This is a genomic window from Nitrospirota bacterium (assembly GCA_035873375.1).
GTDB lineage: Bacteria > Nitrospirota > Thermodesulfovibrionia > Thermodesulfovibrionales > JdFR-85 > BMS3Bbin07.
Window position 1 is genome coordinate 1 of the sequence record JAYWMQ010000019.1, and the last position, 21755, is coordinate 21755.

At 42.0% G+C, this 21755-nt stretch carries 28 protein-coding genes; 10 read left to right on the forward strand and 18 right to left on the reverse strand.

Going from position 1 to position 21755, the window contains the following annotated elements:
* Positions 1–61: 61 nt before the first annotated feature.
* The 3 genes from VST71_04560 to VST71_04570 all read right to left on the reverse strand — a co-directional run bounded on the left by VST71_04560 (position 62) and on the right by VST71_04570 (position 2704).
* Entirely contained in the window at positions 62–1204 is a 1143-nt protein-coding gene (locus VST71_04560) for a Shedu anti-phage system protein SduA domain-containing protein (protein ID MEC4684990.1), read from the reverse strand.
* 84 nt (positions 1205–1288) lie between these two features.
* Positions 1289–2209: an endonuclease NucS domain-containing protein gene (locus tag VST71_04565; protein MEC4684991.1), complete on the reverse strand. Its 921-nt coding sequence runs from the start codon at positions 2207–2209 to the stop codon at positions 1289–1291.
* Between the two features lie 87 nt (positions 2210–2296).
* Positions 2297–2704, reverse strand: a complete 408-nt coding sequence (locus VST71_04570) for a hypothetical protein (protein ID MEC4684992.1) — start codon at positions 2702–2704, stop codon at positions 2297–2299.
* Between the two features lie 417 nt (positions 2705–3121).
* Here VST71_04570 and VST71_04575 point away from each other — a divergent pair, with 417 nt between their 5' ends.
* Complete coding sequence (locus VST71_04575) at positions 3122–3394, forward strand: type II toxin-antitoxin system Phd/YefM family antitoxin (GenBank protein ID MEC4684993.1); 273 nt, start codon at positions 3122–3124, stop codon at positions 3392–3394.
* Positions 3391–3651: a type II toxin-antitoxin system RelE/ParE family toxin gene (locus VST71_04580; GenBank protein ID MEC4684994.1), complete on the forward strand. Its 261-nt coding sequence runs from the start codon at positions 3391–3393 to the stop codon at positions 3649–3651. The genes VST71_04575 and VST71_04580 overlap by 4 nt, the downstream gene beginning before the upstream one ends.
* 158 nt (positions 3652–3809) lie before the next feature.
* Here the strand turns inward: VST71_04580 and VST71_04585 are convergent, their stop codons facing one another.
* The 3 genes from VST71_04585 to VST71_04595 all read right to left on the reverse strand — a co-directional run bounded on the left by VST71_04585 (position 3810) and on the right by VST71_04595 (position 5455).
* Entirely contained in the window at positions 3810–4259 is a 450-nt protein-coding gene (locus VST71_04585; protein ID MEC4684995.1) for a M90 family metallopeptidase, read from the reverse strand.
* Positions 4260–4448: 189 nt separating this feature from the next.
* Entirely contained in the window at positions 4449–4625 is a 177-nt protein-coding gene (locus VST71_04590) for a hypothetical protein (GenBank protein ID MEC4684996.1), read from the reverse strand.
* A complete protein-coding gene (locus VST71_04595) occupies positions 4622–5455 on the reverse strand; it encodes a hypothetical protein (GenBank protein ID MEC4684997.1) in 834 nt (277 codons plus the stop codon). Before VST71_04595 ends, VST71_04590 begins: the two co-directional genes overlap by 4 nt.
* 101 nt (positions 5456–5556) lie before the next feature.
* Here VST71_04595 and VST71_04600 point away from each other — a divergent pair, with 101 nt between their 5' ends.
* Positions 5557–6351, forward strand: a complete 795-nt coding sequence (locus VST71_04600; GenBank protein ID MEC4684998.1) for a lipoate--protein ligase family protein — start codon at positions 5557–5559, stop codon at positions 6349–6351.
* 27 nt (positions 6352–6378) lie between these two features.
* On the opposite strand, the gene VST71_04605 is transcribed toward VST71_04600, so the two are convergent.
* On the reverse strand, positions 6379–7335 hold the full coding sequence (locus VST71_04605; protein ID MEC4684999.1) for a hypothetical protein: 957 nt from the start codon (positions 7333–7335) through the stop codon (positions 6379–6381).
* Positions 7336–7397: 62 nt separating this feature from the next.
* On the opposite strand from VST71_04605, the gene VST71_04610 reads away from it, so the two are divergent.
* A complete protein-coding gene (locus tag VST71_04610; GenBank protein ID MEC4685000.1) occupies positions 7398–8270 on the forward strand; it encodes a substrate-binding domain-containing protein in 873 nt (290 codons plus the stop codon).
* Positions 8271–8315: 45 nt separating this feature from the next.
* On the opposite strand, the gene VST71_04615 is transcribed toward VST71_04610, so the two are convergent.
* Complete coding sequence (locus tag VST71_04615; GenBank protein MEC4685001.1) at positions 8316–8591, reverse strand: ATP-dependent Clp protease adaptor ClpS; 276 nt, start codon at positions 8589–8591, stop codon at positions 8316–8318.
* 138 nt (positions 8592–8729) lie between these two features.
* Between VST71_04615 and VST71_04620 the strand changes: the two genes are divergently transcribed.
* On the forward strand, positions 8730–9437 hold the full coding sequence (locus VST71_04620) for a transposase (GenBank protein ID MEC4685002.1): 708 nt from the start codon (positions 8730–8732) through the stop codon (positions 9435–9437).
* Positions 9438–9490: 53 nt separating this feature from the next.
* On the opposite strand, the gene VST71_04625 is transcribed toward VST71_04620, so the two are convergent.
* From VST71_04625 to VST71_04670, 10 genes are all read right to left on the reverse strand, one after another.
* Positions 9491–10384 (reverse strand): hypothetical protein, encoded by an 894-nt coding sequence (locus tag VST71_04625; GenBank protein MEC4685003.1) that lies wholly within the window; start codon positions 10382–10384, stop codon positions 9491–9493.
* 4 nt (positions 10385–10388) lie between these two features.
* Positions 10389–11189: a radical SAM protein gene (locus VST71_04630; protein ID MEC4685004.1), complete on the reverse strand. Its 801-nt coding sequence runs from the start codon at positions 11187–11189 to the stop codon at positions 10389–10391.
* Positions 11190–11220: 31 nt separating this feature from the next.
* Positions 11221–11847, reverse strand: a complete 627-nt coding sequence (locus VST71_04635) for a deoxynucleoside kinase (GenBank protein MEC4685005.1) — start codon at positions 11845–11847, stop codon at positions 11221–11223.
* 91 nt (positions 11848–11938) lie between these two features.
* The gene (locus tag VST71_04640; protein MEC4685006.1) at positions 11939–12508 is read right to left on the reverse strand and encodes a TIR domain-containing protein; all 570 of its coding nucleotides are present in this window, start codon (positions 12506–12508) and stop codon (positions 11939–11941) included.
* Position 12509: 1 nt separating this feature from the next.
* The gene (locus VST71_04645; GenBank protein MEC4685007.1) at positions 12510–13949 is read right to left on the reverse strand and encodes an SIR2 family protein; all 1440 of its coding nucleotides are present in this window, start codon (positions 13947–13949) and stop codon (positions 12510–12512) included.
* 11 nt (positions 13950–13960) lie between these two features.
* Positions 13961–14332 (reverse strand): TIR domain-containing protein, encoded by a 372-nt coding sequence (locus VST71_04650; protein ID MEC4685008.1) that lies wholly within the window; start codon positions 14330–14332, stop codon positions 13961–13963.
* 156 nt (positions 14333–14488) lie between these two features.
* Complete coding sequence (locus VST71_04655) at positions 14489–14755, reverse strand: hypothetical protein (GenBank protein ID MEC4685009.1); 267 nt, start codon at positions 14753–14755, stop codon at positions 14489–14491.
* Positions 14756–14946: 191 nt separating this feature from the next.
* A complete protein-coding gene (locus VST71_04660; protein MEC4685010.1) occupies positions 14947–15642 on the reverse strand; it encodes a hypothetical protein in 696 nt (231 codons plus the stop codon).
* A 272-nt stretch (positions 15643–15914) separates the two neighbouring features.
* Positions 15915–16091, reverse strand: coding sequence for a DUF2283 domain-containing protein (locus VST71_04665; protein MEC4685011.1), 177 nt, complete (start codon positions 16089–16091; stop codon positions 15915–15917).
* A gap of 211 nt (positions 16092–16302) precedes the next feature.
* Positions 16303–17868, reverse strand: a complete 1566-nt coding sequence (locus tag VST71_04670; GenBank protein ID MEC4685012.1) for a hypothetical protein — start codon at positions 17866–17868, stop codon at positions 16303–16305.
* A gap of 195 nt (positions 17869–18063) precedes the next feature.
* Here VST71_04670 and VST71_04675 point away from each other — a divergent pair, with 195 nt between their 5' ends.
* The 5 genes from VST71_04675 to VST71_04695 are packed head-to-tail and all read left to right on the forward strand — an operon-like array spanning position 18064 to position 21737.
* The gene (locus VST71_04675) at positions 18064–18219 is read left to right on the forward strand and encodes a hypothetical protein (GenBank protein MEC4685013.1); all 156 of its coding nucleotides are present in this window, start codon (positions 18064–18066) and stop codon (positions 18217–18219) included.
* Between the two features lie 46 nt (positions 18220–18265).
* On the forward strand, positions 18266–19525 hold the full coding sequence (locus VST71_04680) for a glycoside hydrolase family 1 protein (protein MEC4685014.1): 1260 nt from the start codon (positions 18266–18268) through the stop codon (positions 19523–19525).
* Positions 19526–19584: 59 nt separating this feature from the next.
* Positions 19585–20274, forward strand: a complete 690-nt coding sequence (locus VST71_04685) for a PHP domain-containing protein (GenBank protein ID MEC4685015.1) — start codon at positions 19585–19587, stop codon at positions 20272–20274.
* A 12-nt stretch (positions 20275–20286) separates the two neighbouring features.
* The gene (locus tag VST71_04690; GenBank protein ID MEC4685016.1) at positions 20287–21498 is read left to right on the forward strand and encodes a ceramide glucosyltransferase; all 1212 of its coding nucleotides are present in this window, start codon (positions 20287–20289) and stop codon (positions 21496–21498) included.
* Positions 21499–21536: 38 nt separating this feature from the next.
* Complete coding sequence (locus VST71_04695) at positions 21537–21737, forward strand: hypothetical protein (GenBank protein ID MEC4685017.1); 201 nt, start codon at positions 21537–21539, stop codon at positions 21735–21737.
* Positions 21738–21755: the final 18 nt, after the last annotated feature.

The following is a 21755-nucleotide window of genomic DNA, read 5'->3' on the forward strand; positions in this document are numbered from 1 at the left end:
TTTAGGTTTTATGATGGGACTGATCGAGGCATTCATACTATTAAATCAGCGCTTCGAGAGATTAACAGGCAAAAATGTAATTCGTCAATGGATAAGATGGGGCTCTATGCAACTCATAGAAAAACCTCGCTTGTTTTAGGATTAGATTCAAAATGTGACATGCGGTTCTTTGAATATGATCATACGTATAAACTACGACAGACTTTGTCAGGGTTTCCTTTTCACAAATCAGCTTAAGCTGGTTTGGCGTTAAATCACTTCCAATTATCAGAATGCACTTGGGATTTTCGAATAAGAGTCCTTTCTCATCTTTAAGATAATTGCGTTGCCTATACACAAAACTCAAATATCGCTCCGATTGATTCCATGCATCGTTAAATGACGAGGAAAAATTATCTTTCTGCTTGAAACAAGTTAGTAAAGGTTGCTTGATTTCAATAATATCTCGGGAATTATCATGACATCGGACAGCGGTGAAATCAGGTATATTCTCGTCATCAAGGTTAGTGTGTCGGTCTATACTTTTGTATTGCCCGCCGAGCATCCAAGGATGTTCATGAAAAAGTTCCTGATATTTAGATTCCACCTCACACTTTGATTCAATATATTGATTGAGTTGTTTGAAACCGTTCGACATTTCCGTGAAATTGTCCTCATTAGTTTTCATCCCCTCAGAGTCATAAACTAACGATTCCATGCCCAATAATAATAAAGCTTGTTGGGCTAAAACCTTATCTACGCGAAATTGCCTTGGCTCTTGGCTGATATGCAAAGGGCCGAAGTCATAAAATAGCGACTTTTTCCATCCTAAAGACCTTACAACTATGACTCCTACAGAATCTGGGATTTCTACTCCCAAATCTATAGAGTCGATAGCGCCAATGTCCTTTTGGTAAATTGGTTCTCCTTTTTCAACATCCCTGTTAACTTTGATTTTTGCCTTTATTTCAAGTTCGTTAACATATGCGACACCGGTCAGATCATGATTTATAAGCACTAAAAGGTGGTCAATTTGGGATGGGGGCGGGAAATTTGGTATATTCTCAAAAACCATTGATTGCATATCTTCAAGACGCGTAACCAAAAGGTTAGAGTCAAGTGGTCCTATGAGCTCAGTCGTCATCACTTTGACTATCTCTTCCTTGACTGCGAAGCTTAAAGAAATACCAGCTGGCCTCACTTTTAGCTTAAACTCTTTTGGCATGATTCCTCTTTAGATGTGGCTAACGGCCTGCGTGAGGGGCGCGAATGAAGCGTTGCGAAATGAGCGTCCCTCTCGACGCCGTTGTTAGGGATTCTCTTTCAACTTGAATGACACACTGTAGTACCGCACGTCAATGTTGTTTGTCATCTCCAAGGCATACGTCAGTTTTGGGTCATGGTTGCGGCAAATGACAAGCCCTCTGACAGTCTGTCCGTTTTCGCATAGGTTTCTCTTGACCCATCCCATATAGCGAAGAATTTGCCCCACGACACGATCTGAAGGCCGCCCCTTCTTCAGTTCAATCACTATAAACGCTTTCGTCTTCTCCTCAGTCGCAAGGATGTCAATGGGGCCAATGTCTGTTGTATACTGCTGACCGTCATTGCCCTCTGAGTCCTCAAATACGCGGAGATGGCCCTTGAAGATCGTATCGAAGTTGCTGACAATGAAATCCTCCAGATACTTCTCTAGGACGAACTCGCTTGGATCTTCCACTTCCGGTTCGGCTTCCGGTGGAGCAATGGGTGGACCAGAGCCCTCAACTACACTCCTGAACTGCTCTTCCGAGAACTCGGCAAGCGTATGCATCGGAAAGACAATGCTGGGGAATGACTTGTCGCGGGGCTCTGCCTGCCATGCAACATCGAGAAAGCCAGGATGTTCAACATGCTGATTCCTGCCGGGTGAGAAAACGGCTGGACCCGTGATTTTGCCAATACCCGTCAGTGTCTTCCTTCCTCTCCTTGCGATTACGTAGTCTCCTGGCAGCATCTCGTGGTAGAACGACCACAGCATGTTTGTGTACAGCCCTTTGGTCTGAGAGGGTTTATCGGGGTAGGTTCTCGCAACGGCTTCCGCCAACTCATCTCTGGTCATGGCTGTAACGTCGCCAAGTTGCTTCCAGCCAATGGATATCACATTTTGGGCAAGATCGAATTGCCAGACCTTGCCGAACAGATCCGCTGGTTTCGATTCGACAGGAGCCATTACCCAGTAGCGTGACATCTCGTATCCTCCCTTCTGCAATCCCTAACGACGCCAATAACCGGATTTTTGCGTAGCGTAGCAAAAAGTCCGAGTTAATTGGCATTGTTAGGGCTCAAATTCTGCTTTAACTTCACCATTTTTCTTTCTCTTGACCGCTTCTGCAAAAAATATCCCTATAGTCCCAGCTAAGTTGGAAATAATAAAAAGCAGCCAAAGAGAGAATGTACCTTCAGCTTTTAATATTCCAACTTTATCAAGAAAAATTGAAATGGCTGACATTAACCCGATAATTATTAACATGCCACTAGCTGTTCGCATCACTTCTTCAGCTGAGCTATCTGGCGACCCTAAAGCGTACAGAATAAAACCTCCAACATAGCACAGTAAGTACAAAAGCCAGAAGGTAAATACAGACCCTTGAACTTCAACACCAAAGGGAGATATAAATAACACTATTCCGCTAATTACCCCAAGCGATATTAGTATAATTCCAGCAACTCTAAAAATAAACATTTTTCTCCTTTTTATAGCCCTAACAAGTTAATGTACAGTTTTCTGTATAATACCAAAATCACCACAAAAAATATCAAAGCATAAAAGTCAACAGGCAGGCGGGGGCAACAGATTTTTCTTGATTTCTATGTGCTTGCAATCTTTAAGCAGTCCTATATCTCCCGTTTTGTAATGATATACCAAAAACCGGATATCTACTGTTTTCGATATTTCTCCTGTCACCTGTCTGGCATCTGCACAGGCAGGTAAAAATTCGCCCAAATATCATTTCCAGGAGTTGCAACAGGAAGAGTCCTTTTTAATCCAAGCTCGGAGTTTATTTTCCAACTCATTGTTATTTGATTTTCATTCATACTATAGACTATAATTATAGTCAAGACAGAAAGCCGCGGAATGACAGAAATAAGGAGGAATGCCATGACAAAGACTATCCCGCTTGCAGAGGCAAAAAAGAGCCTGTCTGCAATTGTAAGAGACGTTGATGAAAAATATGACCGTTTTGCCATAACCAAAAACGGCGTTGAGAAAGCCGTTATTCTCAGCAGTGATGAATTTGAAGGCCTGATGGAGACACTCGATATTCTCTCCCGTGAAGAAGAGAGAGAAGCGATAGCACGTGCAAAAAAACAGGTAAGAAAAGGCAAAACCATATCCCTTAGTGATTTTAAATCAAGGTTAAAGCTTAAATGACCCACAGGATTGAGCTTGCAGGAGAGGCGGAATCCGACCTTGAATTTCTCCATGAGGCAGACAGAAAGCTATTTGGAAAGATACTTGCCAAGATAGAATTTCTCTCTGATAATCCAAAAGAGGGCAAGCCGCTTGCCGGGAACCACAAAGGCGAATTCTCTTTCAGGGTCGGTAATTACCGCATTGTCTATGAGCTTGATAACACCAGGCATATTGTCTATATCCTCACTGTAAAGCATCGGAAACATGTCTATTAAATTCTCATCTCATACCCGCCTTGCCCAAAATCCGCACCCTTTTCCAACATGCAAAACTTCTCCGGCCCTGATTAAACCCATAAACAGCAGCCGATAGACTATTGAAGAATTATCACTCTCTGCGGTGAAATACCGGGAAAGCTCCAGGATTCGACATATTATGAGAGACCCTGAATCAAGTTCAGGGTGACAATCTTTATTGATGGCGGATCCATTTTATAGTAGAGCTTTAATTCCTCGTAGAGTGCAGGATGCTTCTGTTTCAGCTTTGCAGGTTTTTTGAAAAACGCCTCTGTGATTACTGCAAAAAACTCCGCCGGATTGGTTGCTCCGTACGAGTCAATCACATCCTTGTAATGTTTTTTCACCTTCTCAACGAGTTCCCCGTACTCCCTGCCCAGAATCCTCGCCCAGGCAACATAGCTGGAGCCCCGATCAAGAATCGGTCCACCATCAGCGCGGCCATCCTCCTGATCCAGTTGGTGTGAAAATTCATGAAGAACAACATTGTGTCCGTCTCTGATATCCACGGACTCCTGCTTGACATGATCCCAGGCCAGCACGAGTTCGCCGCTGTTCCATGACTCGCCAAGCCTGGCACTGCACACCGTCCCCCTACCTATAAATCCAATATTCTCCCCTCTATCAAGAGGGGATTAAGGGGTGTGTGCCTCTTCTCTTTTCCTTCCATTTCCCCGGCTCTTATTCAGAAAAACCTCTTTGTCTGTAATATCTGCCTCTTAACCAGCTAAAAAACTCTGCCTTTATTTGCCGGTCAGCCTGCCGGCATACAAAACTCACGTCTTATGCTCTTCTCTCTTTTCTTCTTCGTCTCTCTTTTCTTCTGCCTTTATACTCAGATCCCTCACAAAGTCAGGACACCTTATATCCTTACCTGATATGGAAAACTTTTTTTGGCAGGTGGCCCTCCACGCACAGACAGAACATATTTCCACAAGTTTCTCCTCCTTCATAGACACCTCCTCCTCAGATAATAGCTTAACAGAGTCTCTATATTCCCTTCAATGGACGGCTTTGAGTTGATTATAAAGACCCTGTCCTCTATAGTGAAAAGTTCAGCCTTCAGTCTCCTCACCTGCGGGGGATTTTCAACCCTACTCCTCAGCTCATCCTCAAACATGACAACAAGCTTGTCCTTCATCCTCAGGTGGGTATCCATCAAAAAGACCGCCATGTCAGGGCAGAGGTCCTGGGTCCTTGACCAGAAGGCGCTTATCTCGGAGGCATATATCTGTCTTGGCGGTGATGATTTTACCTCCATGTACAGAAGTCCGCTGTCAAGTTTAGCGATAAGATCATAATCACCGCCAACCCGCCGCCCCCTGAACCTGATACCCCAGATGGTCTCCATCCTGAACTCCCGCTTCAATATCTCTGCAACAAACCACTCAAGGGTCTCACCAAAGCTCTTAATCGGTCGCTTCCTGAGTCTGTACCCTCCCGAGACCTTTTCAATCAGACCGGTTTTCAGTAGATAATCAATATATTCATCGGTAACCTCTGCCGTTGCATATCTCGTTACATCCTGAAGTGTGAATCCATCCTGATGCTTTATAATGTCCCTTAAGAAGAGCCTGAAGGAGTATCTCTTCATGGTCTCATAGTAAGAGTCAATATATTTTTCACTCGGGACAAGAAGATCTTCGGCAGGCTCTTTCTTATAAATACAGAAGCCCCGTCTCTTAAGGAGGGCCTCAAGCGGAGGAGTCAGTTCGGTAAGCCTCTGCCTCAGGAGCGCTATCTCTTCTCTCAGTCTCTCGCACTCCTTTTCCGGCTGTCCCATTTTCATACTATCAGTATATAATAAAATTCCGATGGTTTGTGAGTCGATACTGTAATTGAGAGGGGGATACACAGAAGAGTCTGAAGGAGTGCCTTTGCATTATGGAATCAACCTGGAGATATATAGATACAGGCATCTCTGATGCCTCCTGCAATATGGCCGTTGACGAGGCGATTGCAGAGATGGCCCTGAAGGGCAGGGTCCCACCTACGCTGAGGTTTTATGGCTGGGCTGTGCCGTCTGTAAGTCTGGGATGCTTTCAAAAGAGTGAAGAGATAGACAGGGGGTATTGCGAATACAGGGGCATCCCCATAGTAAGGCGGCCTACAGGAGGCCGGGCTATTTTGCATGGCAGGGAGGTTACCTACAGTTTCGCATCAAGGAATGCCGTGCCCCCTTTTTCTGAGGGCCTGCTGAGCAGCTACGGGCACCTGAGCAGGGCTTTTTACACTGCCCTTAAATCCCTCGGCATGGATGTGGAGATGAAGAATCGCAGGGAAAAGGGCCGCATACTTACAGGAAGCGCCCTCTGTTTCCAGTCCGTCTCATATGGTGAACTCTCCATCAACAAGCGGAAGGTAATCGGCTCGGCACAGAAGCGGTGGAAGGAGGGCTTCCTCCAGCAGGGCTCTATCCAGATGAAGATAGACCCGGGGCTCATGGAACGGGTCTTCAGAAACGTTAATACCGAAAAAATATCCTTAACCATGACAGGGCTGACGGATCACTTGCCTACACTGTCACCTGATGAATTAAAGGGGGCTATTTTAGATGCCTTTGAAGAAATATTCGAGGTCAGTCTCCTGCCCATGGGGCTGACTGAAGAGGAGAAGATACTTGCCCTTCAGTTTCAAAGACAGAAATATCAGTCCCCTGAGTGGACGTATTGCCGTTGAAACGGAGATTTGTCATCAGGGTATTTGTCATCTAACATTGTCTTCCCCCTCTGTGATCTCTATGACCTCTGTGGTCTCTGAATCCTCAGTCAGGCCTGCGAGTTCCGTCTGATAATAATAAACAAAGGCTACTGCAAGTATAAACAGTCCCGCATATCCCTGCAGGGCATAGATTAAGAGCTGATATGGGAGGTTCAGGATTAACCCGATAAAGGGAACTACCTTCAGCGGCAACCCGGCCAATGCAAGGATGAGGCTGAAGATTATATATAGAGAGGCCATTATTACGTAAAGATAAAAGGCAGAGGGATTTTTCAATAAATATCTTGTTGTTTCAGTTACAGTAGCCACCGGCCTTGAGTCCTTCAGGCTAATGGCAGCCAGGCCATAAACAGTCAATGAGAGAAGTCCGAAGAGGATGAAAAACCCTGAAACAACTCCTATGAGGGCAAAAAAGACGCCCAGGAACATGGAGAGAGCAAGGGACTGTGACTTTGCGTATGTAATGACAGCCGCAACAACTACGCCCGAGATTGCATAACACACAATAATACCTATAGCAACAAGCCCCATAATGCTGATAAATCCGAGCACGGGGGAAAAGAGCCGCTTTCCCTCTTCAAAAAAGACCTTCATGCTGAATTTCTGCGACTCATCCCTGACAGTACGCGCAATAGTTCCTGCAGCAGCGGCAAAGGCATAAATCCCCGCTGTGGACACAATGAGTATATAAATGAGCAGCAGGAGACCGCCAACGATTACTATACCGAAGTATTGGGTCATGAGGATATCAGGGGCACTTTCAATCCGGGAGAAAAACACAGGGCTGATCCCTATGATTAATAACGCAATGACAAGAGGGATTGCCACGATGAAGAAAAACCCTATACAGCTCAGCACTGTCACTGCAATCCGGACAAGCACAAGTTGCCAGTTACGGTTTGAAACTTTAAACCCCTGCTTTATTGCCTCCGAGTAAGTCATCCCCTTCATTATAGCACAGGCTGACTTGCTGACTTGCTGCCGGCTTGACCCTGCCGGCTCTCATGGCTATAATAGCAGTAGTCATGGCAACATTATCAAAAAATGAAGAATATCCCGAGATACCGTCAACCCGCAGGGACGATCTGCATAACCTGAAGGTGATGGAAGAGGCCCAGCTCGTCCTCTTTATGGCCGGCAATCAGTATATGGTTATGGAAAAATTGCTGGAGGCATTTAAGAAGAGACATCCCGAGGTAGAGAGAATCTTTTATGAAACACTTCCTCCGGGTCTTGAATTGAGGCAGATACTTGCCGGTGGTGCCCTGTTTCAGGGCAGGACTATAACCGGCAGGCCTGATATATATACCTCGGTGACAAAAGATGCAACGGAAGAGCTTGCCATCCGGGGACTTGTTGATGAATACCACATCTACCTCCATAACAGGATTATTCTTATGGTACCGGAGGGTAATCCGGCCAATATCAGGAACGTCAGCGACCTCGGCAGGGACGATGTCCGCATATCACAACCTGGAGCCCTCGAAGACATTACTAAATATATTGTAGATATGTACGAACGGGCCGGGGGCAAGGCGCTTGTCAGGAGGATAATGGAAGAAAAAAGGGCTGAGGGCACCACCATTCTCACAATTGTCCATCACAGGGAGACACCTCTGAGGCTGCAAAAGGGCACTGTAGACGTCGGGCCTGTCTGGGCAACCGAGGCAGTGCACGCTAAAAGGGAGGGCCTTGGGTTTGAGGTTGTAGAGGTGGGAGAGAGGCTTGACCAGCGTCACAGTGTAAACTATTATATCACCAAACTCAGGAAGGCCCCAAACCCTCAAAATGCAGAGAAGTTCCTCTCTTTTATCCTCTCCAGAGAGGCGCAGATGATATATGAAAGCTATGGTTTTGTCCCATATGCCAAGGTATAATCTCCATACCCTGACACAAATAAGTTTTAAATCCTGAACAGTCTTTCATGCTCGCTCCAGTCTTACCCTGAGTTCTATCTCCTCCAGTATGGACGCTACATGTTCGCAACGCTCTCTCGGTCCTGTATAGCAAAGGGCCTCTCCCTGTGTATGGACCTGCCAGGTGATCTCCCTTGCCTGATCAGGTGAACATCCTGTAGCCTTCATCAATTGCACAATCACTTCATCAAAAGTATGCCGGTTATCATTGATGAGAATAACATTCCATGGCTCGATAACGAATGTTGAGGCTTCTTCAAAAAGTGATACCTTTGTGCCCATGGTTTAAATTATAGCACATGTCCAGTCCCGGACTATCTGAGGATTGTCGATGCATACGATGAGGCACTGGAAAAGTCACGCAAGCGCATACTTTTTCTTGAAAAGGAATATGCTGAGACGAAAGCAAAACTTCAGGCTTTGCATCAAAAACAGTTTAAGGCCAACAGAAAGAAAGATAAGCAAAAGAAGGGAAAGACTTCAGAGGTTGCCACTTCCATTTTAGGTGCAAACTTTGGTGGTGTGCTGGTTACCGATAGGTATGCTGCTTATAACAGTACTAATCCAGCAGAGCGGCAGACTTGCCTAGCCCATATTATTCGCCGTGCCAAGGAAATTGCTAAGGAACTATCGCTTCTTAACAATAACTATCGTGACGTAAAAGCCGAATCTTTTTGCGCCAGGATTGCCAAGCTTTTCTCAAGTGCCTGTAAAATTGGACAGAAACTTTCTTCCGGCCTTATTACCCTTAAAGAAACCCGCTCGATTGAAAAGAAGTTTCTCAAAAAACTCAAAACTTATTGTGCCCATACGTTAAATTTCTCTGCTGCTGAAACTCTCAGATCCAAACTGATCGGAAAAGAGATTGATCAGCTCTTTACTTTTCTCCGGCATCCCGATGTTCCTCCAACTAATAATCAGGCTGAACAGTCTCTCAGAAACATTGTTATTTTTAGAAAAATTATCTTCGGTACACGCTCGGCTTCCGGCCTGAAAACTCACAGTATCCTGCCCAGTCTTGTTCTCACTGCCCGCCGTCAGGGCCATCATCCCAGAGAATTCCTTCAAACTCTCCTCACTTCTGATGCCCCTACTGCTCAGGCTGCTCTCTTTAATAATTCTTCTTGATTGATCGAATCCTGTTCGTATAAAGATGGAACTAAACTATTACGTCATATCCCTTATTTCTTATGCCTTGTCACTTCGCGAAAATCGGTGTTTAACTTAATTATACGTTCAATTTCTTCTTGTGGTAAATCTAATTTTTGTGCAGCTAACCTGTGATTCCCAAGGGTTCCTTCATCGGTATATTGTCGAACAATTTCAGCTACATAATTTTCATATGGTATAGACTTTTCGCATAAATTCATAAAATAGTCATTAATAATTCCAGCAAGTTTAATACTCCGTAATCTCACCCATTCTAAGCTATGATGGTAATCATCCTTTTCGTGCTGCTTTGAATTGACGCCAATAACAACATCCTCTTCATCAATTAACGTGAATCTCAAATCTGATAGCTTTAAATCAGAGGAGAAATACAATTTTAAATTTTTAATTAGGTTTAGTTCATAAGCGCCAGCAACACGGTCATATTCAGCACATGTGATAATTGTAATAGGAATTTTTGTTGCCATATTTCTAATTGCTTCGTTTACCCTTTTAGGCACATCTCCATTGCTTGACGTCTGAAGCATAGGAAAATGGAGTTTAATAGAAGAAGTGGCTTCTAATATTGCCCCAATAATTTTTGAAATGTATTGTTCCGAGTAATCTTTTTCATCTCGTATTTTATGGGTACCCACAATAAAATCTGAGTCGGCAACTGTCTTCTCTTGCGTTTGTTTATGGAAACGCATAAGGATCAAAAGGGTAAAGAAGAATCCAGCGGCAGCGCCACCGAATGTGTAACCTTTTCCAGACAAACTACCCGTTGACGAAAGTAAACCGAATGTAACATAAGCCACAAAGAGCGACAAAAGAACATATGCTACGGCAAAAACTATCGGTTGATACGTATCGCTTTTTTTAAGCCCTTTCTTTTTTATTATGCTATGTAACATATTTAGCTTCACTGTTTTAAAATTCCGGCTGTCTTGCTATATAAATTTGTTTGTTTTCTTCAAAACAAAACTCGACTCGATTTAAAATGTTAGATAATGATTCGTCACATATATTTCCAAGGCACTGGTAATTGTTAAATTTAGGGATATGGATATCTCCGTTCGATCTCATAATAATGTAATTACTATTCAATTCAGAGCAATAAGCGATATCAATTGGTAAAGATGGATAGCGGTTTTTAAGTTTTATAAATTCTTCATCAATTATCGTTACGGGAACTTTTAAATGTGAAATATCAGAATTTACATTTGGGTTATCAGTTAGTTCAAAGATTTTCCAGAATACGCTTCCATTAATGGAGTTAAGAAACCGACCAATATTATCTAATTCGCTCAAGTTATGCTTAGTAATAACCGTATTGATTTTTAAAGGAATACCAATGTCTGAAGCCGTAAGGATGTTTTGAATTGTATTTTTCAAATCATAATTTTCTCCTCGAATAATACAGGCCGTTGAGGATGATAATGTGTCAAGGGAAATAGTTAGACGTTCAATCTTACCAGAAAGGAAATTTATGTTATTTTTGGTAGGCAATGTACCATTAGTAGTGATGGAGATATTGAAACATGAATGAAAAAAATCAATTAATGTAAAGATAGACCTCTGCAGAAAGGGTTCCCCTCCCATCAGATTAACTTTAGTTATACCTTGCGAAGAGAGGGATTTGCCCACAGACAATAGTTGTTCAATACTAGGATCATCTCTTCCTTTAAAGGCATAACAAAATTTGCAAGATAGATTACATTTTTCAGTCATATACCAACATACATAATAGGGTCTTTTGAAACTATCTATCATTTTTGATGCCATTCATTAATGATTCAATGAAGTTAACTACAGTATTTAAAACTTCTTTTTTATCAAATGCAGATTTTACAATATCATATTTATCCATATCTATAACAATAACGTTTCTTTTCTTCTCAAATTTTACGAGTAAAGCTTCATAAAAAGGCTGGAAGACTATAGGGTAGTCTTGTATCTTTTTTGTATCAGTTTGGGGGGATTTTCGACGGCTCATATTTCTATGGATAGTTTCAATACTTGCACGCAAGAAAATAAAACCATCCGGTGAACATTCTATTTTATTGCTTATTATCCCAAATAGTTCATCATATAATTTCTTGTCATAATTTTTTAATGTTTGTCTGGCGAACATGGCATTTTCATCTAATGAACGTTCAATGCATGTAATACCTGAATCGTTTTTATAACTATTATATGCTTGCACGCAGGAAACTAAATAGTGCAACTCAAAACCAAGCAATGCATTATCATTAGCATCTATTAGGCCTATGTATGGATTACTTTCAGGCTTTTCTGTATGAATTATGAATTCGGGGTAGTTTTGCACAAGCTGTTTCATTAGCGTTGTCTTGCCTGTAGCAATATTCCCGCTTAATATTAATAGCATTTAGTTTTTCTCCGCATTTTTCTTAATGTTGCCAACGCCTAAATCAGCGGCGCGTCTTTTTGCGTTCGCTGGATTTTTTTGTTATGTGTTTTCATCCTATCCAAGCTTCAAAATTATCATATCCATTATCTTCGATCCAGTCGTAGATAGAATAGATCGTTGATAATCTAAATATTTTATTTCTTTTTGATTCAGCAACTTCTTTTACTGCCCATCCGTCTAAATCTGAGTATTTTTCCCATTTCCCTTTTATGTAGTTATGAAGATTAATATTTTTACCCGTTTTATCGAAAGAATAACCTAAATAGTAAAACGGATTATTTCCTTTAGTTTTTGTTTTTTCGTCTTTCCCATTAATTCCATTAATATGAATTGCAATAAGACCGTTCCCGTTATTGAGACTTTTCATTATTTCATAATCAACCCACCTGCGATTAAATGTATCGGTTCCAACTAAAACACAGGTGACAGAAGTGTTTTTTAGCTCACTGTTTATTAGTCGTTTTAACGCTAAATCACTTGTCTTCTTAGCATCCTCCCAAATGGATGCATCAAAATAACCCGCATTATCATCCTTTGTTAATTTATGATTTCTAACAACATTTGCTCTGAAATCAATAACATCTTGATAATGAAAACTAAAAAACACTCTTTTTGCCATATTAAACCTGCCTTTGTAATAAATTGATTGCTTTCATTATATTGTTTATCAAATCACTGTCACTAAGTGTTGTATCTCCCAAACTTTCAATGATTGTAATTAAATCATGATTATCTGGGTAAAATTCTTTTGTATCAGCCATTACTTTATCCCATATTTTTTTAGAGACAAAACCCGTAAGCCCTATTGGAATAATTTTTACACCTTGTCTATGCGCTATTTCAAACTCTTGCAATAGACCATCAGAATCTTCTACTTTTCCATCTACTAATTTATTGCCAAAAAAGAATAGTGCTATTCCAGATTCAGAAATCATATCCTCACGATACTTTTCCCATAATGCATTTCTTTTGCTTGGATCAGATATGTTCTGGGGGAACGGTCTTAAAATCAGATAATCATCTAAATGTTTTTTTTGAGAAGAGTACACACTTGACAAGACACCATTTATAACAGAGCTACCGATGCCGAGTCCAAACCCTGATATGATTTTATAATTCGTTTCAGCAAGTTTTTTTGATAAATCAAAAACCAACTGTTCTGCTCTATATTTGTCAAAATCGCCATAATCATGTGCAGCACCCGAAATAAAAATATTTTGTCTTTTCAATTTCATCTTGATAAGCTGTAACACTTCTGTAATTTCAGAATATACATCAATTAAAAGTGCCTGGATCCCAAATCGTTTTAAATCTTTAATTTTTAATTCTTGCTTGATCTTTGAATACTGAAAATCCTCATCAGTTTTATAATCATCCTTACTAACTGTTTTAAAAAAGCAATAATGATCTCTTTTATTTGTCCCTAACAAAATCTTTATGCGACTTAAAATGTAGTCTAGGTTAGGGTCTTCAAAACTGAATCCTATAAAAAGGAAGGTATTAGAAACTAAATCTCCCTGTAATGCAGTAGTAAATAATTGTCGATTCTCATTATAATTCTCATAATCATCTTTAGTTAAAACTGCTTCGTGTGCTAAGTTAATATCCCCATGCATTTTATAAACAACAGCATCTCTCCGTGGTTTATTAGTTGCCAAGTTTTCTGAACAAATTTTTGTGTCTATAGTTTTACCCTCTTTTTCAAGGGACTTTTCTATAAGAGCATCGTAATTTGTAGTCCAAAAAGTCTTAATAGGGAGTGTTGATAAAATTTTATGATTATCATTTATTGCTACATCCTTTGTAAACTCATCAACCAATTGTGAATTGATACTGCCACGACCACCTTTCTCATTTTCATAATATTGAGCAATAGCAATTAAATCTTCTTCTTTATCAATATCAAGTTTGAGTTCGTTCGCAATTTCTCTTAATAATTCTTTCCAGTTAACTATCCCACTAGCAACGGACAATCCTGCTCCAGCAAATATTGCAGCCGTATCACTATTGATAGCTTTAATATATTTACCAACGAATATTTCTAACTCTCTTTTCAACATTCCCCTTCCCTCTATTTTAAAATCAACTTAAGGTTATCCCAAGTCCAGTTATATAAAACACCAGCATCGACAACTTTTGAAGGGTTTGTATTTTGAACTTTTATTTGCACTATAGTAATGTTGTTTTTACGAGCTAATTTAACTTCTTTCTTTACGCCACTTGCTTTTGATGTTTTATCACCAACAATTACAACCACGACATTAGATCGTTTAATCTTTGCTTCAGCTTTATCTTCCCAATTTTTTTCAGGTGCAGCCTCTTTTAATGACCAGTCAGATATTTCAAAAGGAGAATCTGACAATTTCGCCTGACCCGCCAATAAATTTTTTAACTTTAGATCATTGTCAAAATCAAAGCTGATAAATACTTTTTTCTTCGTCATTATTTTTTCTCCTTTTTACACATAACGAAAAATTCAGGGGCAAGAACCCTTGAAGCTGTTAACAAGGAGTATTGACTATGGAAAACAAAAAATCTAATCAAACTGAAAAGAAGACCGCTGGTTCTTGTCCCTCTGCAATGAATGGTTATCTGTTTTTTATTTCCATTGTTCTTCGATCGCTTTCTCAACCACTTGTTCTGGATTTACACCTAATTCTTTCAATTTTTTCTTATAAATTTCTAAATGCCACCAGGGGCAACTCGGATGACTACATGGCTCATCAGGGTCAACCTCATGTTCATACTCAAAATGAAAGCAAATCCAATGCATTTTTTCAAATGTTTCATAATTATCTTTATTCTTTTCTACTGGTTGACCACAACGCACACAAATCAAATTTTTATCACTATTGTTTTTTTGCATTTTTTATTCTTTTATTTTCAGATAATGCCGCTGATGAGGAGTGCCCGGAGGGCATCTGCTCAATCCGATGGTTACGCAGCTCATTGTTTTTTCGCATCGTTTGCGATCCAAAATTTCAGACTCTGGCTGAAAGCCTAATAATGAGTTCTTGGCCCACAGCCATCACGAACGTGTAACCACGCGCCCAGGATTCAACTCTCCTTGATCCGTGACAGCGCATCAAGCATGGCTTTTTTGCGTAATGTGAAAAGCTCCCTAATCCCGAGTATCCCCTGCAGGTGCTCTATTACTTTAGTTATAGCGATATAGTCTTCGTTACCGGCAAGGGGTTTCTTGTCTCCTGTGATGACGTCAAATAGATGTTGTGCTTCTTCAAGCGCTTTCGCATCTTCTCGGTTCGATGGCACCTCCCCACCGACAGGAGATAACATTCCGATATCAAATAACGCATGTTCGAAAAGCTCTAGGTTCTTATACACATCGGGCGATATCCATGTGACATACTTGATGCGCAGGACTTTCAGCCCCAATGCTATCCCCGCCGCATCTGGTGTAGGACCTTGGGACATAAGTTTTGCGAAACCTTCCGTCATTTGAGTCATATAGGCTTCGCAGAACTCAACGTGTTTGTCAAAGGTAAGGTTTGCCATATGGGAAGTAACGCCTAAGCTGTAATCCTGCTGTTGCTGCTGCAGCATTTGTACTCGCTCATATGCAACATGATCGCGGAATATCTGGACGATTACCCCAGACAAAGCGCCAACAGCCGGAATGCTGAGTAGTCCCTTGAAGAATTCCGACAGGTTCAATGAAATCGATAGGATCGCAGACGCGACCACAACGGTCCCAAGAACAAGATAGATATTCCATGTCAGTTTTAGCTTCACTTAATTCGCTCCGCATTCGGGCGTGCGCAGCACGCACGAACAATTAATATACGAACTACTTGTTTCTCCCCAAATTTCCTTACACTATAGCACACTTTAGAATCATGTGCAACTCTAATTGATTATTTTAATTGATTATTTCATAAAAAAATAAATATTGTTTTTCGTGTTTAGTCTATAATATCAGCAATTACGTAATACGTATAATATTGGATAATTGCAAGGAAGGGTGTAAAATGTCAACAAAGGCATTGCCTGAATTTCAGGAATTTCTAAGAGCACGAAAGATTATCCCTGACAGGAAAGTACCTTTTTATGCTCATTGGGTGAGCAGATTCATAGTTGTAGTCTATGAACACACCTTCCCTTACCTCATCGCTTTCGGCTATATCTTCTTTCCTGAGAATCAGACTTAAGGTATCAATATCTGAATCGTATACAACTTTCATGCAAACTCCTCTTTATCCAGCAGTTGCTTGTTTAAATACTACTTGCTTCTAGGCAATAAATTCAATAGAGCCAAGAAAAGAACTAAAGACGACATTTGCCGCAGATTTCGCAGATGGAAAAAAGAATCAAGGGGGCAGGATTGTGGGTTCAGAGATGGACGAGGATTATATACGGTTTGTTTTTTCCATTATAGAGCCACTATCCCTGTTCTCAAACACTGCTGAATGTACTTTGCCGGGCTGGCATAATCGAGTATTTATGATATCTGAGGTTTTCCCCGGAGCCCCTTCCGTAGTAATGCCATTTAGGGAAGTTGAAGTCTGACGTGATGGATTTTGGTTGCAGCAGGACTACCTTCAGGAATGCCTCCAGATCGGGTACATTATAAACATTAACCTCGAATCCCCACTCATCCATTTGCCCCAACAGTTGCTGCAGATGCGGGGTCTTCCAACTGAGTGAAAAGCGGTTTATGCCCCAGCTACTGAAGGTGTTGAGCAGGTCCCTGGCCTTGTCCGGGAGGCTCAGGATAAGGGGATGCATGAAATCAACGGGACACTGGATTATGGAGCCTGGAAATGTCCCGGAAAGTCTGCGGAACCCACTTTCCATGTGCACTTCCACATTTCCATTGAACCATAGCCGTGAGTCATCAAATCTGTATTCCTTCAGTACTTCTATAGTCCTTTCAATCAGGATGCCGTTTTCCTTCAGGTCAAGCTTTATGGATTTTCCATCTGCTTTTTTCATATGCTCAAGAACCTCTTCAACAAAAAGGCAGTTCTCGTTTTCTCCTGAGGGGTGTGTTTCCAATGAATCATGCCGCAGTATTATACTGTCTCTGCGTGAATCGAGCCTCAGGTCACACTCACACCATTGAATGTTTGATGCAATGAACTGGCGCAGGTTTGCCCTGTCATTTACACCGTGCCATACAAACTGAACGTGACGCGGAAGCAGATGTTCATCGATTAACTCTGTAATGTCATATGCCTTGCCACTGACTGTGACAGCCGGTAACTGCACACGTTTTGACTCAAAAATCGTATCAGCATGAAGGAGGAGTATCTCCCTGTTTGTATCAACTTCAGAAACCGACCTTAAATTAAGGGGTTCATTATCAACAAAGGCAAATATGCGGTATCCCGCCTCATGTAAGTGGATAACCCCTGCTGCTTTTGAATCCCTGATATTCGTCTCCCAGTCGAGTGGGTTCATATCAAGCAGTTCATTGGTAAAGACGGCCTTGTATTGCCTGCCCAGCTCATTGAGAGTGGCGAGGGTTTCTCTCCTGATGGATTCCGGCCTTCCGGTGTTAAGGCCGACATATGTATTTGGCTGTATCTGGAACCACCGGATTACCTCCATGGCGCCTTGGAATGGACGGTGAGATTCTGTCATGGCTGCACGGGTCCAGCGTTCCTTGAGGTACCAGTTATGGATATGCTCTATTTGCTGATCGGGTATCTCTAATCGGGTCAGCAGGGTTTTGACCTGATTTTCATGAACCGTGATGTCGGAAATGTTCAGTCTTTCAAAATAAGAGGTGTTGTTCTTTTTATCAAAAAGCCTCAGGACGTAGAGGATCATGTATCTCATGTCAAGGATCGTTCCGTCAATATCAAAGAGGATTATCAGCTTGTCGTCCGGGTATAGATTCCTCATTTTCTCATAATGAGAGGCGAGTTTTTTCAACCAGCTCGCTGTATCTTTTTTTACAAGTGCAGACTCCGGGTTTATCGGGATTGAATTATCCTTTATGGCTGGTGTTATCATGCCTTTATTATAAGAGATGCCTGTTACACGTTTATTACGTTTTTGTTAAGTTTTTGCATGACTGTGTTTGTACTGATAATTAACCTCTCCTTAACACCTCTGTAACATTATGCTGTTATGATATTTTCCATCAACAAGAATCCCGGCAAAAAAATTCCAGGTTATGAAAAAAAGGAGGAGGGTATGTGTCTACATATGGAAATGAAGGACAGGACGTGCAGGGTTGCAGGCATAGAGGTGGAATCAATTGATTGCGCTGATATAAAGTTATGTACAGGCAAAAGTTATGAGGTCTGTCCGGTTTACTTTGTGGGTTTCTTTCTCCAGAACCGGTTGGTCCTCCGGACATAACAGTGCACTATTACAATAACAGGAAGATGCTGCTGGGCTTTTATAAGTGACACCAGGGGAGAGGGCCAGGGGCTTTCCGTCTGATTTTCTCTGGGGTATTGCAACATCAGCCTTTCAGCTCGAAGGTTCCCTCAATGCTGACTGGGCTTCATGGGACAAGACCTTGAATGAAAAGCCTGATGTAACAAACCATTATGACCTCTATAAGGAAGACCTGCGTTTACTCAAGGATCTGGGTGTAAATTCGTACCGTTTCTCCCTGGAATGGAGCAGGATACAGCCTGAAGAAAATGTATGGGACTATGATGCTATAGCTCATTATCAGGAGATAATCGATATTCTGCTCAAAAACAATATTGAGCCAATGATTACAATCCATCACTTTACTCACCCCCTCTGGTTTATCAAAAAGGCATGGCATGACGATGCATCCATTGAAAAATTCCTGATCTATACAAAAAAGATAGTTTCAATATTGAAGGGTGTAAGATACTGGATAACATTTAATGAACCATATGTGCTCATCCTTGGCGGGTATCTTGAGGGATGTATGCCTCCCGGCATCAGGGATGTCTCCCTGGCAGTAAAGGCATTGGAGAATATACTTGTATGCCACGGGAAGGCTTACGACGTTATACATTCGCATATCCCTGATGCAATGGTGAGTGTTGCCCATAACATGGCGGCCTTTGCCCCCTGGCACAGATGGAATCCGGCAGACAAACTCATTTCAAGGATAGCCAGGCACTTTTACAATAACTCCCTGCTGGATGCCTTCAGTACAGGCACACTGAGGCTGCAGTTTCCATTTAAAAAGGCCATGGAGATTCCTGTTCCGATAAAGGATAAAATCGATTTTTTCGGCGTGAATTATTATACGCGGATGCATCTCAGGTTTAACCCGTTTAAAAAGATGGGGATTGAGCTGAGGCACCGGGATATCGAGGGCTACGGGCTTACGGATATGGGATGGGAAATACATCCGCAGGGCCTTGAAAGGGTACTGAAACGTGCGTCAAGACTGAACGTTCCCCTGATAATAACAGAGAACGGTATTGCCACCCGTGACGACCAGAAGAAGATAAGGTTTATGAAGAAGCATATAGATGTCATAGAGAGGTGTCTGAAACAGGGAATTGACATCAGGGGTTATTTCTACTGGTCCCTGATCGACAACTACGAATGGCTCCAGGGACTTGATGCATGTTTTGGCCTTTACAGGGTCAATTTTGATACCCTCGAGCGCAAGTCTACCAATGCTGCAGCATACTATTCCTACCTCATCAAAAGCAGGTCCTCCTTTTAACTTAAAGGTAACCTTTGCTTAATGCCCCTGTAATGACAGAGACGTATAATTGAAATACGATGTTGTTGTGTGATTTCCATATTCACACCAGGTACTCCGACGGCTCAGTGGACCTCAGAAGAACGGTTGACCTTTTTGGGCAGGCGGGCTTTGATGTAATTGCCATAACAGACCATGTGGTAAATGGAGACAACACCTTTGGAAGGCTCGCTCACAAATTCAAGTTCTCTGTCAGGGAAGATAACTTTGAGGAGTATATGAGCAGGATCCGGCAGGAGGCGGCACGGGCCTGGGATAAATACGGGCTGCTCATAATTCCGGGAGTCGAGATAAGCAAGAACCACCTGTCTGCAGACAAATCCGCGCATTTCCTCCTTCTCGATATAAAGGAATTTATCCCTGCCTGCTGGGACTACGAAAGGATATTCTTTGAGGCAAAAGACCAGGAGGCACTGATAATAGCATGTCATCCGCACCACATGTCTGATCTGTCAAGGGACACCCTGTTTCTCTGGAACAACAGGGAACGCTACGCCAAATATATTGATGCGTGGGAGATAGCCAACAGGGATGATGTCTTTAATGTAATAAGCCTCAAAAAATACCCCTATATTGCAAACAGTGATTTCCATAAGGTACGGCACCTGTATTCATGGAAAACGCTTTTGAACTGTGAAAAAAAGATTGCATCAATAAAGCAATGTATACGGCATAACAAAGGGGTTGCAATAACTCTTTTTAGACGCTAAGGGAGGAAAGATATGGAGATATTCTGGTTTTTTGCTGGTTTTACGATCCTTGGACTCATTGGTTACGGGTTTCAGATAATAGCGGTCCGTTCGCAGATTTCATCCCATAACGCTGCAGAAGGTCAAGCCTCTTCCCGTTCACCTTCTTATTTACCCCCTATCTCAGTCCTTAAACCCCTGAAAGGGATAGATGACAATCTGTTTGATAATCTCGAAAGCTTCTGTATGCAGGATTATCCGGAATTTGAAATTATATTTTCACTTCAGGACCACAACGACCTGGCATATAAAGTAGCCCGCAAGATAAAAGAGAAGTATCCGGGCAAGGACATCTCTATCATAGTCGAAAGGTGTGATGACGGATTGAACCCGAAGGTTAATAACCTCATACCTGCCTGCAAGGCTTCAAAATACGGCTACATACTCGTAAGTGACAGCAATGTGCTGGTTGACGGAGACTACCTGAAGGAGATAGTCAAGCATATGCAGGACCCGGGGGTTGGTCTCGTAAGCAACATGATAAGAGGGGTGGGCGGACGCACATCCGGCTCAATATTTGAGAACCTTCATCTAAACTCCTTTGTCCTCGGAAGTGTATGTTTTCTTGACAGGTTTTTGAAGATGCCATGTGTTGTAGGAAAGTCGATGCTGATGCGCAAGAGCGACCTTGAAGCCATCGGAGGTTTTAAGGCTGTAAAGGACGTGCTTGCCGAGGATTATATCATCGGGAGAAAGATGAAGGAAGCGGGCAGAAGGGTGGTGCTGTCAAACTACATGATAAATACTGTGAACAAACATTGGGGGATGAAGAATTTTCTTAACAGGCATACAAGGTGGGGAAAGCTCAGGTGGAAGATTGGAGGCATACAATATGTATCCGAACTGATCACCAATGCCGTATTCATGTCTTTTATCCCGATACTCCTCTATAAACCTTCCCGGATAACCATAGCGTTTGCCCTCTTCACGAGCCTCCTCAAGATTATGGGAGACCTCTATCTTGGCAGGATTATGAAGGCAGATATAAAGTGCCCCTTTTACATGCTGTCCCCTGTTAAGGATATAGCCATAGGATGCATCTGGGTCATCCCTCTGCTTTCAAATACGGTTGTATGGAGAGGCAACAGGTACACTATCGGAAAGGCATCACTGCTGTCGCCATGTGCTGAAAACAGCAGATGGCGATACAGGATTGCAGATGTGATAAGGGCAAGATTTGCGTAACCGGAGGAGAAATCAAGAAAGGATTAAGGAGGGTTCAAATGGAAGTCATATTGTCCGGCGGGTATTTACGTGAGGGGATAACAAGGCATAAAAATGTCTGTCCCTATAACCATGGAAGTGTCTGTGTTGCCTCTATATCCTCTTTCCTGATCGGGCATCAGAGAAAGGCGGATTGTTGCGAGACGGAAGAGTATGACAACTGCCCGATGTTTCTTTCGAAGATATTGAGAAAGGGGTGAAACTTGTGTGTCCTGAGT

Bases quoted from the DNA above. Each gene is read 5' to 3' on its own strand.
- VST71_04605 (MEC4684999.1), bottom strand. From the start codon at position 7,335: ATGACTTACTCGGAGGCAATAAAGCAGGGGTTTAAAGTTTCAAACCGT.
- VST71_04600 (MEC4684998.1), top strand. From the start codon at position 5,557: ATGGAATCAACCTGGAGATATATAGATACAGGCATCTCTGATGCCTCC.
- VST71_04675 (MEC4685013.1), top strand. From the start codon at position 18,064: ATGGAAATGAAGGACAGGACGTGCAGGGTTGCAGGCATAGAGGTGGAA.
- VST71_04640 (MEC4685006.1), bottom strand. From the start codon at position 12,508: ATGGCAAAAAGAGTGTTTTTTAGTTTTCATTATCAAGATGTTATTGAT.
- VST71_04590 (MEC4684996.1), bottom strand. From the start codon at position 4,625: ATGAAGGAGGAGAAACTTGTGGAAATATGTTCTGTCTGTGCGTGGAGG.
- VST71_04570 (MEC4684992.1), bottom strand. From the start codon at position 2,704: ATGTTTATTTTTAGAGTTGCTGGAATTATACTAATATCGCTTGGGGTA.
- VST71_04610 (MEC4685000.1), top strand. From the start codon at position 7,398: ATGGCTATAATAGCAGTAGTCATGGCAACATTATCAAAAAATGAAGAA.
- VST71_04560 (MEC4684990.1), bottom strand. From the start codon at position 1,204: ATGCCAAAAGAGTTTAAGCTAAAAGTGAGGCCAGCTGGTATTTCTTTA.
- VST71_04650 (MEC4685008.1), bottom strand. From the start codon at position 14,332: ATGACGAAGAAAAAAGTATTTATCAGCTTTGATTTTGACAATGATCTA.
- VST71_04575 (MEC4684993.1), top strand. From the start codon at position 3,122: ATGACAAAGACTATCCCGCTTGCAGAGGCAAAAAAGAGCCTGTCTGCA.
- VST71_04685 (MEC4685015.1), top strand. From the start codon at position 19,585: ATGTTGTTGTGTGATTTCCATATTCACACCAGGTACTCCGACGGCTCA.
- VST71_04580 (MEC4684994.1), top strand. From the start codon at position 3,391: ATGACCCACAGGATTGAGCTTGCAGGAGAGGCGGAATCCGACCTTGAA.
- VST71_04565 (MEC4684991.1), bottom strand. From the start codon at position 2,209: ATGTCACGCTACTGGGTAATGGCTCCTGTCGAATCGAAACCAGCGGAT.
- VST71_04630 (MEC4685004.1), bottom strand. From the start codon at position 11,189: ATGACTGAAAAATGTAATCTATCTTGCAAATTTTGTTATGCCTTTAAA.
- VST71_04655 (MEC4685009.1), bottom strand. From the start codon at position 14,755: ATGCAAAAAAACAATAGTGATAAAAATTTGATTTGTGTGCGTTGTGGT.
- VST71_04645 (MEC4685007.1), bottom strand. From the start codon at position 13,949: ATGTTGAAAAGAGAGTTAGAAATATTCGTTGGTAAATATATTAAAGCT.
- VST71_04665 (MEC4685011.1), bottom strand. From the start codon at position 16,091: ATGAAAGTTGTATACGATTCAGATATTGATACCTTAAGTCTGATTCTC.
- VST71_04615 (MEC4685001.1), bottom strand. From the start codon at position 8,591: ATGGGCACAAAGGTATCACTTTTTGAAGAAGCCTCAACATTCGTTATC.
- VST71_04595 (MEC4684997.1), bottom strand. From the start codon at position 5,455: ATGGGACAGCCGGAAAAGGAGTGCGAGAGACTGAGAGAAGAGATAGCG.
- VST71_04695 (MEC4685017.1), top strand. From the start codon at position 21,537: ATGGAAGTCATATTGTCCGGCGGGTATTTACGTGAGGGGATAACAAGG.
- VST71_04690 (MEC4685016.1), top strand. From the start codon at position 20,287: ATGGAGATATTCTGGTTTTTTGCTGGTTTTACGATCCTTGGACTCATT.
- VST71_04670 (MEC4685012.1), bottom strand. From the start codon at position 17,868: ATGATAACACCAGCCATAAAGGATAATTCAATCCCGATAAACCCGGAG.
- VST71_04635 (MEC4685005.1), bottom strand. From the start codon at position 11,847: ATGCTATTAATATTAAGCGGGAATATTGCTACAGGCAAGACAACGCTA.